The sequence below is a fragment of the Methanobrevibacter filiformis genome (genome assembly GCF_001639265.1).
GTDB lineage: Archaea > Methanobacteriota > Methanobacteria > Methanobacteriales > Methanobacteriaceae > Methanacia > Methanacia filiformis.
This window is the reverse complement of the sequence record NZ_LWMT01000272.1, coordinates 1-12,904: the sequence shown is the minus strand read 5'-3', so window position 1 is coordinate 12,904 and position 12,904 is coordinate 1. Positions and strand designations below refer to the sequence as shown.

3 protein-coding genes are annotated in these 12,904 nt (G+C 26.4%); all 3 read left to right on the top strand.

Features of this window, described 5'->3' with window-relative positions:
• Positions 1-288: 288 nt before the first annotated feature.
• Entirely contained in the window at positions 289-1,896 is a 1,608-nt protein-coding gene (locus tag MBFIL_RS08815) for an ATP-binding protein (RefSeq protein ID WP_066973665.1), read from the top strand.
• A gap of 113 nt (positions 1,897-2,009) precedes the next feature.
• Positions 2,010-3,614 carry an ATP-binding protein gene (locus MBFIL_RS08810; protein WP_066973663.1) on the top strand — a complete coding sequence of 535 codons (1,605 nt, stop codon included), beginning with the start codon at positions 2,010-2,012 and terminating at the stop codon, positions 3,612-3,614.
• Positions 3,615-5,481: 1,867 nt separating this feature from the next.
• On the top strand, positions 5,482-12,904 hold a 7,423-nt coding region (locus MBFIL_RS08805; protein WP_211261749.1), incomplete at its 3' end, for a DUF11 domain-containing protein.

Here is a 12,904-nt window from a genome sequence, read left to right as displayed (position 1 = left end):
AATGCTTTTATTAATATGAAACAAACTTTTAAAAAAAGTTTGAACAAAAGCTATTTCAAAAAATAAACCATTTTAAGTATAAGGAATGCTTTTATTAATATGAAACAAACTTTTAAAAAAAGTTTGAACAAAAGCTATTTCAAAAAATAAACCATTTTAAGTATAAGGAATGCTTTTATTAATATGAAACAAACTTTTAAAAAAAGTTTGATCAAAAGCTATTTCAAAAAATAAACCATTTTAAGTATAAGGAATGCTTTTATTAATATTAAATAAAGGAGACACATGATGAAAAAATTACCCATTGGTGTTGCAACATTTTCAGAACTAATAGAAAATAACTATACCTACATTGACAAAACAGCACAGATTCATAGAATGGTTAATGAAGGTAAAATATACTTTTTATCAAGACCAAGACGATTTGGTAAATCTTTACTTGTTAACACTTTAGAAAATTTGTTTAAAGGAAATAAGGAATTATTTAAAGGCTTGTACATTTATGATAAATATGATTGGACTCAAAATTACCCTGTAATCTATTTAGATTTTGCAAGTATAGGGCATAAAAATCCTGAAACATTAGAAAGATCTTTAAACGATTTCATTAACATGACAAAAATGGAACACTCAATAGACCTTGTAAGCGAAGATTTAACCAGTAAATTTACAGAGCTAATCATTAGAATACATGAAAAATATGATAAAAAAGTTGTTATCCTAATCGATGAGTATGATAAAGCTATCAGTAGCCACTTAGACGATATTGAAATAGCTAAAGGTAATCGTGATGTCTTAAGAAGTTTTTATCAAGTTTTAAAACCAAATGATAAACATATTCATTTTATCTTTGTAACAGGTATCAGTAAATTCACTAAAACTTCAATATTTTCAGACTTTAACAATTTAGATGACATTACAATTAACCCAAAATATAGTAATATCTGTGGTTATACCCAAAAAGATCTTGAAGAGAACTTCAAAGAATATATCGATGAAATCAGTGAAAACAGTAATGTTGCTCCAGAGATTATACTTGATTTAATTAAAAAATGGTATGATGGTTATTCCTGGGATGGTGGAAACTTCTTATATAATCCATTTTCAATTCTTGAATTCTTCAACAATGGTAAATTCAACAACTATTGGTTTGATACAGGAACACCAAAACTACTTATAGATCTTATTGATAAAAAAGGAGTGGACACAGAAGTCCTAGTAAACAAAAGTGCCACATTCTCAGGAACATTCCCCAGTTTTAAACTTGAAAACTTAGACTTTGCAACAGCACTCTTGCAAACAGGTTATTTAACAATAAAAAAAGAAGAAGAAACGATTTTTGGTGAATCATCAGAATATAAACTAGCTATTCCTAATAAAGAAGTTCATGATTCATTGTTCAGCTACATATTAGGAACCTACACTAACTATGACGAGAGCCAAATACAACCAATGACAAATAAAATGATTAAATACATCTTAAACTTAGATGAAACAAATTTACAAAAATCTTTCGAAATTCTACTTCACAAGATCCCAAACATATTATATGGCAAACTTAAGAAAGAATTCGAAGCACACTATCAAATTTTAGCTATCTCCTGGTTACAACTGCTAGGCTTTGATATTGAAGGAGAAGTCATGACCATTAAAGGAAGAATGGATGCTGTACTTAAACAAAAACACAATATAATAATCATCGAATTTAAATTCAGTGAAACAGAATCCATGGATAATATGCTAAATGACGGATTAAATCAAATTATAAAAAATGAATATTACAAACCATACCAAAACAAAAATGTTATTCTACTATCAGTAGCATTCCAACCACGAAATGTTAAATGTAAACTATTAAATCTAAAAAAAGCGTTCAAACTTTTAAAAAAAGTTTGATCAAAAGCTATATCAAAATGATTTTATGTAGGGTAATACAAAAATTAGGAAAATTTATTAAATATAAAACTAATACATATATCAGTTTAAATATTAAATAAAGGAGGCATATGATGAAAAAATTACCCATTGGTGTTGCAACATTTTCAGAATTAATAGAAAATAACTATACATACATTGACAAAACAGAACAGATTCATAGAATGGTTAATGAAGGTAAAATATACTTTTTATCAAGACCAAGAAGATTTGGTAAATCTTTACTTGTTAACACTTTAAAAAACTTGTTTAAAGGGAATAAAGAATTATTTAAAGGTTTATATATTTATGATAAATATGATTGGACTCAAAACTATCCGGTGATCTATTTAGATTTTGCAAGTATAGGGCATAAAAATCCTGAAACATTAGAAATCTCTTTAAATGATTTCATTAACATGACAAAAATGGAACACTCAATAGAACTTGTAAGTGAAGATTTAACTAGTAAATTTACAGAGTTAATCATTAGAATACATGAAAAATATGGTAAAAAAGTTGTTATATTAATAGATGAATATGATAAAGCTATTAGTAGTCATTTAGATGATATTAAAATAGCTAAAGGTAATCGTGATGTTTTAAGAAGTTTTTATCAGGTTTTAAAACCAAATGATGAGCATATTCATTTTATCTTTGTAACAGGTATCAGTAAATTCACTAAAACTTCAATATTTTCAGATTTTAATAATTTAGATGATATTACAATTAACCCAAAATATAGTAATATCTGTGGTTATACCCAAAAAGATCTTGAGGATAACTTCAAAGAATATATTGATGAAATCAGTGAAAACAATGATGTTGCTCCAGAAATTATACTTGATTTAATTAAAAAATGGTATGATGGTTATTCATGGGATAGTAAGAACTTCTTATATAATCCATTTTCAATTCTTGAATTTTTCAACAATGGTGAATTTAACAATTATTGGTTTGATACAGGAACACCAAAACTACTTATAGATCTTATTGATAAAAAAGGAGTGGAAGGGGAAGTCTTAATAAATAAAAGTGCCACATTTTCAGGAACATTCCCTAGTTTTAAACTTGAAAACTTAGACTTTGCAACAGCACTCCTACAAACTGGTTATTTAACAATGAAAGCAAAAAAGACAAATCTGGGTGAATCATCAAAATATAAACTAGCTATTCCTAATAAAGAAGTTCATGATTCATTGTTCAGCTACATATTAGGAACCTACACTAACTACGACGAGAGCCAAATACAACCAATGACAGACAATATGCTTAAATACATCTTAAACTTAGATGAAACAAATTTACAGAAATCTTTCGAAATTCTACTTCACAAGATCCCAAACATATTATATGGCAAACTTAAAAAAGAATTTGAAGCACACTATCAAATTTTAGCTATCTCATGGTTACAACTACTAGGCTTTGATATCGAAGGAGAAATCATGACCATTAAAGGAAGAATGGATGCTGTACTTAAACAAAAAAACAATATAATAATTATCGAATTTAAATTCAGCGAAACAGAATCCATGGACAATATGCTAAATGACGGATTAAATCAAATTATAAAAAACGAATATTACAAACCCTACCAAAACAAAAATGTTATTTTACTATCAGTAGCATTCCAACCACGGAATGTTAAATGTAAACTATTAAATCTAAAAAAAGCGTTCAAACTTTTAAAAAAAGTTTGATCAAAAGTTATATAAAAATGAAAATAATTAAAACATTCCCTCAATTAATAAAAAATAAAAAAAATACCTTTAAAAAACATGATTGGTTATTATGCTAACAAAACCTTATAAATCAATAGTTTGGTATAGATAAAATTAGTCATATTCATCGAAAAATTTATTATTCTTTTAAAATAACTATAACGATTCAAAATAGATTATATTCTGTTAAATAGTTATTAAAATTATTATTAAAACTATTTATTAATAGAACGCCAAAATTAATATAAACTAAATATAAATAATAGCTATTTTCTAATATTAACGATTTTTTAAATAATTATCTAAGAAATAAGATAATTTAAAAGGATTTGGATAAAAAAATGTCGAATATGTAATTATATGGATTATTTAATTCAAAATATATCAATTAATTCTTATTTTTTAAAAAACCATTAAAATTTTTGTTTTAAAACTATTACACTTTAAAAATATCTTTTTTAATATTTTTAATCGTTAATTAGGACTAATTTTTTATATATCACTAGTTTTAATATAATTAAATTAAAAATAACAGATATATCCTAATTAATATCATTAAATAATCCATTAAAAGATAGATAATATTATCCAATAGATAAAACTTTTGTCAAATAATTAAATATTTGTATTTAAATTACAATCTAAATAGCTAATATCAAATATTATTTTAATAGCTATTATAAAACTCCTTTAATACACAAGAAAAAAATATACAATGAAAATAGTTTTATATTACATGATATTTAATAATGAAAAAATTGTGTAAGTGTTGTTAATATGTATTATTTTTAGATGTAGGTTCAATAGGCGTTTTGTTAATTTTTAAACCTTTTTTATAACTTTAACCATTTGGTTTTATCATGTGTAGATTAAATTTTTAATTAATGATAAAATATAGAATATTTATAAATTTAAACTATTATTTAACTTTTATTTTTAAAATAAACAGCTATTTTTATATATTGTATATTAACTATTAAATTTATTTCTATGTAAACAAATATTAAACAGAAACTATATATAGTACTTATTATGATACACTATATTATAACTATTAATTGTTTGAAAGTAATGAAATAAATTTTTAGGACAGAGGATTTATTAATTAAATCCCTAAAATACATTGCTATGATAATTAATAACCTTATAAAAAAATTAGTGAAAATATAACTAAAGGAAATATAAGTAAACATCTCAAAATCATTTTTAAATAGCTTAATTAATTAACTATCATTGAAAATTCAAATTTTATGGAAATGAAATTTTTTGATTATCCACAATTAATAAAACTCATATTTGAGCTATCTAAACAATTTTTACATAAACAATTCGCGGAAAATTAGTTATTGGTTCATTATTGCCTAAAATTATATAATTAATACTTATTTTAAATTTAAAAATTGAATTCATTTAAAATTGAATTGAGTTCACAGAATAAAAGACATATTTAGATCAAAAATATACAAATATTTCGACTTATAACCCATATTATGCTTTTAAAGACTCTTTTAAAAGATTTAAAGAATTAATAAAATCTCAAAACAATCACATGTTACAGAATATTTAATAAAATTATCTAAACTCAAAGTTTTTAACAACAAATAAAAATTTAAAATATGAAAAAACGGATTATGAATGTCTTAAAATAGTAATCAGCGGTTAAATAAAATAATTTACTTAATTAAAAATCTTAAAATTAATAATAATTAATGAATTAGGAAGGCATTAATGAAATAATTAACGATAAGAAAGTCATTAATGAATTAGGAAGACATTAATGAAAATTAAATTAAAAAAATAACTTTAAAAAATAAATTTATAAATAGTTTTAAAAAGGAGCATGAGGATGAAAAACAATAACAATAATTCTAATAATAATAATAATAATAATTCTAATTCTAATAATAATAACAATAATTCTAATAATAATAATTCTAATTCTAATTCTAATAATAATAACAATAATTCTAATAATAATAATTCTAATTCTAATTCTAATAATAATAACAATAATAATAACAATAATTCTAATATTATACAAAATAATATTTCCAAAAAGATAAACATCAAATTTATCTCACAGATTATTATTGTTGTTCTATTAACTACACTAACATTAACAGCTATTGCTGGTGCAGATGCTGCAGACATATATGTATCCTTAGATGGAAACGACAATTCAACAGGAGACATTAGCACACCTAAAGCAACACTAAAAAATGCAGTTTCAAGTGTAAACAATGGAGATACAATAGTATTTAAAAAAGGTACGTATTCTAGAGAGAATCATGCTGGTTTAACTATAGATAAAAACATGACTTTAGCTGGTGAAGCAAAAGGAAAAGTAATAATTGATGCAACTGGAGATATTAATATATCTGAAAATTGTGAATTAACATTAATAAATATAACATTTAAAGGAAGAATTTTAAGCCATTATGGATTTATTGGTGGAGGAAAAATTAATATTGAAAATTGTACTTTCATAAACAGTAATATTAAAAATAATGGTATTACTAATATTTTAAATTCAAACTTCGATGATACTAAAATTATTAGTAATAATTTATCTATTATAAATTCTGAATTTTTTAATAATAAAGGAGTTTTAAATAATAATAGTGGTGTTAGGATTAATTATACTATTCTTTCCATTAAAAATATTTTCATTAATAATTCAAGATTTTATAATAATATTAATGCTGATTTATTAACATATAATAATGAAACTGAAATTAATTATATTAATGTTGGTAATCAATGGGTTATTGAAAACTCTAATTTTAGTAATAATATTGGATCAACACTTATTAATAATAGATATGGAAACACCATTATAAAAAATTCAACCTTTTTGAGTAACATTGGAAATATTATAGATACTTATAATATCAATGTTACAGACTCACGATTCTCTAATAATAAAAATACTACTAATAGAAATGGGGGTTTAAGTGGGACAATTGGCTATACTAATTTTCTAATTTTAACCATTAATAATGGAAATATTATAAATTCCAGTTTTGACCATAACAATCATACATATGTTGAGGTGAAGGGTTCAGTTATAAATTCAACTTTTATCAGCAATGAAGATTCTTCTATCCGTATTCAAACAGGATTAGTTATGAATACAACATTTCAAAATAATAAAATAACAAATCATTATTCTAGTATAAATATTTTGCATGTGATTGGAGTTGTAGATCTTATAAACTCCACATTCATAAATAATACAGTTAACAGGACTGATTCAGGCCCTGTTACTGTTGTGGGCAATAAATTCAATGTTACAAATTCAACATTTATAAATAACAGTGGAACTGCTGGAGCTATATACTTCAATAATGATGAAGGATATCTTATAGTAAACTCTACTTTTATTAATAACACTGGAATTTATGGTGGAGCAATATACTTTGCCCATAATATGAGATACTGGATTCCTATAATTCAGACCCCTATTATTAATTCTAGTTTCATTAATAATCATGGAACTTTTGGCGGAGCCATATATAATAACGCTTCTAATATAACTATATCCTCATCAAATTTCATAAACAATAGTGCTATTATGGGAGGAGCTATATATACAGTTAATTCTAAAAATGCCACTTTAGGAGACACAAATTTAAATATTACATTATTTATGGGAGTTAATATAAGTTCATCTTACTTTGGAAATAACACTCAAAAAATAGCTATTGAAAAAGTAGGCTCAGATAAATTTAATATAGTTATTAGTAATGATAGCACTATTGATAACATAGATTCCATAGTAACTTCCTTCAATCAATCTTTTGAAATTGATGATTCACTTAATATTAATCTGTACTTAAATGATAAAAATGGCAATCCTGCTAACATTACAACTAATGTAATAATTAATAACATTACATATAAAGATATTGAATTTGTTAATGGAATAGGAAAAATAACATTAAACATAAGCAATGAGTTTGGTGAGCTTGACACATTCAACAAACTTACAATTGAAATTATAGGTGATAATAATGTTAATAATCAAACAATTGGATTAAATCTTATCTATTCTCAAGAATTTATACAGACAATGTTCAATGGAAGAATCATAATTGAAAATATTACAGCAAAATATGGTGAAACCGTAGCTATTAAGGGATCAATACGATATACTTACTATGGTTGGAGTATCAAGGTAGGAAATAATAGTATTTATACACGTGCCTTTAGTTACGATGAAGTACGGGACTTAAAAGGAGACATCCCTTTTGAATTTAACTACACAATTCCATTGCCATCAGTCATGCAAAAAGGAGTAGATGTTCCACCAGAAATAATTTTAGTTCAAGTGTTAAGTAGCATGAAGTCATTGCCAGTTAATAATGGAGAATATTATGGATATGCCTTCATAACTGTTGATGGTTTCATAGAAGAAAACAACACAACAGAAGAAAACAACACAACAGAAGAAAACAACACAACAGAAGAAAACAACACAACAGAAGAAAACAACACAACAGAAGAAAACAACACAACAGAAGAAAACAACACAACAGAAGAAAACAACACAACAGAAGAAAACAACACAACAGAAGAAAACAACACAACAGAAGAAAACAACACAACAGAAGAAAATAATACAACAAAAAATAAAGAATTTATTACTAATAAAGAAAGTTATACTCAAAGTAGTAATGAAAATATAGATACTAAAGAAAATAATGAAATAAGCTCAGGTATTGAGATTGAAAATGAGGATACCATCGAAAACACACCTGTTACAAACAATGTAACTGCTAAAGCTTCAAGTACTAGTTCTACTATGAAAAAAACAGGCACTCCATTAACATCAATAATAATTATAATAGCTATTATTCTTTTAGCTATTATAAGTACAAATATACTTCATAAAAGGAAAAACAATACAAATACTAGTAATATTAGAAATAATAAAAATAACAGAGTTATTATATTACTATTATTAATATTACTTGTATTATCAGTATCTATTGCAGGTGTTAGTGCTGCATCAGATGTATATATATCACCAGATGGAAATGATGAATATAATGGTAGTATAAGCACACCTAAATCTACATTAAAAAATGCAACTGCTGAAGTGGATAATGAGGGCACTATTCATCTTAAAAATGGAATATATAATGGAACAGGCAATAGAAATATTAATATTACAAAAAACACAACATTCATTGGAGAATCCAGAGATAATGTTATTATAAATGCTCAAAATAGCAGCAGAATATTTAACATATCTAAAAACTGCTATGTAACCATAATCAATGTAACTTTTATGAATGGACAGATTAATAATAGTTATTATGGTGGAGCTATTTATAGTAGTGGAACACTAAATATTGTAAATTCAACTTTTATAAACAACACTGGATTATATGGAGCTGCTATTTATAATACTGGGATTAATTCTATTATAAAGGATTCAACATTTATGGGTGGCAGAGGAGCTGCATATGGTGGAGCTATAGATAATGTAGCTAATAATCTTTCAGTTATTAACTCTACTTTTAGAAATAATACTGCAACTTATGCTGGTGGAGCCATATATACTGCAGGGTTAAACTTCACTGTAACTAATAGTAATTTTACAGACAACAGAGCCTCCATTGGTGGTGCAATAACAGCTGGTACTTATGCTCTCATAAACAATAATAGCTTTATAAACAACAGAGCAACTTATGGTGGAGCAATACTTGCTCAAAACATAATGTGCACAATATTATCCAATGTTTTCTTAAATAATAGTGCAGCATATACTGGTGGAGCAGTATATACAAATGCAACTGGAGCAAATCTAAGCTATAATATATTCTATAACAATAGAGGTAGTAGTGGTGATCAATATTTCATGAATCGTGGAAATGCAACTGCTAATTATAATTGGTGGGGAAATAACACCAATCCACTTTTAATATCTGCATCATGGAATAGTGGAACATTAACATTAACGAATTATTTCAAAGCTGAAGTCATACTAGAGTTAACTAATGTATCTACTGGAAAAACTACATTTAATTATATTTTCCATCTTAATAATAGTGATAGTTTTAATATTAATCTTCTCCCAAGCTTAGCTGGATCCATAGTAGATAAAAATAATAAAATAAATATTACATTTAATGGAAAAATAAATAATAGCTATATTCTAGATATAACCCCTAATAGTGCAAATAAAGTAAAATTTGCTGTTGATGGATTCACTGGAATATTCTTTAATGATAATAAAATGACTTATGTTAATGCTACTGGTGGAAGTGATAATAACTTTGGAACTAGTTGGGATGATGCACTTTCAACAATAGAAAAAGCATTGGAATATGTTCAAGACGGAGGAACAATCTACATTGCAGGAAATAATTATAACAACACAAATTCTTCACAATTAAACAATACACAATTATCTATTTATAAAAATGTGACTTTAATGGGTGCAACAGCTTTAAGTGGAGCAGTTATAATTAATGGACTAAATAGTACTGATAGATTATTTAACATTTTAAGTGGAAGTAATGTTACATTTATAAACTTAACCTTAACAAATGCTAAATTTGGAGCCATATCTATAAACAGTAGATCTACTCTTAACTTAATAGGATCTACTTTTATTAATAACACTGCATCATATGGTGGAGCTATTTATAACTATGGAGCTCTTAATATTCAAAATAGTTTATTTATAAATAACAATGCTAGTAATGGTGGAGCTATTTATGACAATGCACCTATTAGTAGCTATGGTGGTCCTCTTTATGGCGAAAAACTTAGTATAATAAATAGTAGTTTTATAAATAATACTGCTAGTAGAGGAGGGGCTCTTTATAATTATGGATCAGGAACTACTATAGAAAATAATGTTCTTTTTGAAAATAACAGTGCTACATATGCTGGTGGAGCTATTTATAATGTTAATGGCTTGACCATTAATAATGTTAGTTTTGTAAAAAATTATGTTACTTCCAGTTCAAGTTTAGAAAACTATGGTGGTGGAGCTATTTATAATGCTAATGTTGGTTTAACCATCAATGACTGTATTTTTGAAGAAAATCATGCTTTAGTTGCTGGTGGTGCAATTGATAATTGGGGCAATATACACATTACAAATTCTACATTTAAAAATAACTCTGCCACTAAGGCTGGAGCTATTATGCATGATGGAACTAGTTTACAAATTACAAACACAAGATTTATTGATAATTATGCAACAAATGGAGGTGCAATTGATAATAATAATGGAAGCGTGGTACTCATAGATACCTGTACTTTCATTGGAAACAATGCTACAAGAAATGGAGGTGCAATTAATAGTCATAAAGTTTCTACTACTCGAGGCGCAATTTTAACGTTCTTTAATTCAATATTCGTTGATAATACTGCAGGTGATAGAGGAGGAGCTGTTTATGTTTATGATGCTTCTACAAATGTAACCAACTGTACTTTTATTAATAACAGTGCAACCATTGAAGGCGGAGCTATTTTAGGTTCAGTTTGCTTCAATATAACTATTGTATCTTCTGAATTTGATGAAAACAGTGCAAAAACTGGAGGAGCTATACATGTCACTGAAGGCGAGCATTTAAATGTTTTCAGTTCAAACTTCATAAATAATAGAGTTACAGGACGTGGTGGAGCTTTATACAGTTCTTATGGAATGTCTACAGTTGTTAATTACAATAGATTCTATGGAAATACCATCAATGGAATTACTACAGGAGCAGTTTATTTATCAAGTTCAAATGCTAATGCAAATTATAACTGGTGGGGAACTAACAATAACCCTCTTGGAAACAATGCAACCATTGTAATTGGTGCTTTAGATCAGTGGAATATTGTAACAAATGGTACTTTAAATAATTGGTATGTTTTAAGACTATCTTTAAATTATACACTACCTACAATAGTTAATGCAACTGTTGATTATAATTTAAATAAGGAAGCAACATTAGCATATGATTTAACCTTAAATAATCCATCATTAAATCATAGTCCAAATAGATTACCATATTTTGTTGTGGATGTTAATGTTTTAAATAAAACAATCCCCTTTAATGGTACAAGTGGAGATATAAGATTTACAAGCTTTACTCAAGATGGTCTTATATTAAATAATTTAAAAGATAGCTATGTAATTAACGCACTATCAGATGACGAAAATATTATACTTAAAATCAAATCATTAGCAAATGTATTGTCAATTGTTAAAACAGCTAATACTTATGTTGTATCTCCACAAGATCTTGTGACATTTACTATAACAATTATAAATGGAGGTCAAACTAATTTTACTAATGTGAAATTTACAGATTTACTAGACAATAGATTTAGATTAATTAACTATTCTGGTGGAATATCTTATGATAATACTACTGGCATCTGGGAAGTAGGAGATATTAATGCCTATAGTAATATGACACTAACCATGACAGTTGAAGCAAAATGGTCAGGAAATATAACTAACATGGTGTGGAATGTAACTACCGATCAAAAACTAGAAGACCCTAATATAAATAGTTCAGTTGAAATAAAAGTCGAAAACAATACTAATACCCAATTAGATGAAGAAATACCTCTAGATCAAGGATATCTAGCAAGTGTTAGCTCGCAGACAGGAATTATGAGAAGCAAGATTATTGAAGGAAATGTTAGTTATGAACTGTACTATGCTTCATGTATAGACAAAAAAGAGGGAAGTCCTACGCATACTGGAGATATTGTCACTATGAAGCCTATTATAACTGTTAGAGAAGGATTAATTGAATGGATTGCTAGTAACTATGAAGCTTTCATTAAAAATGGTTTTGGTTTTCATGACTACATTATTTGGAACTTCAGTGAAAATACTAACTTATCTTATGTGACTTATCCAGATAAGTACAAAGTAAATGTTACATTAAATGCAGCTCCTAAAACATACTCTCTCCAATTTATAAATGATAGCTGGTATAATGTTTCATCATGGACAGAAAAGTATGTTGAATGGATATTCAGATCTTCTGGAGATGGATTCCATGACAATAAAACAGGTCATGTACAAGACCTATTACATTATACTCCAAAAATTATTACTATGAATAAAACAGAATATGAAAAAATAGAAAACGGAACAAAAAGCGAAATACCAACCACCACCACAACCAACGAAACAGAAAACAAAACACCAACCACCACCACACCCACAACCAACGAAACAGAAAACAAAACACCAACCACCACCACACCCACAACCAACGAAACAGAAAACAAAACACCAAAAA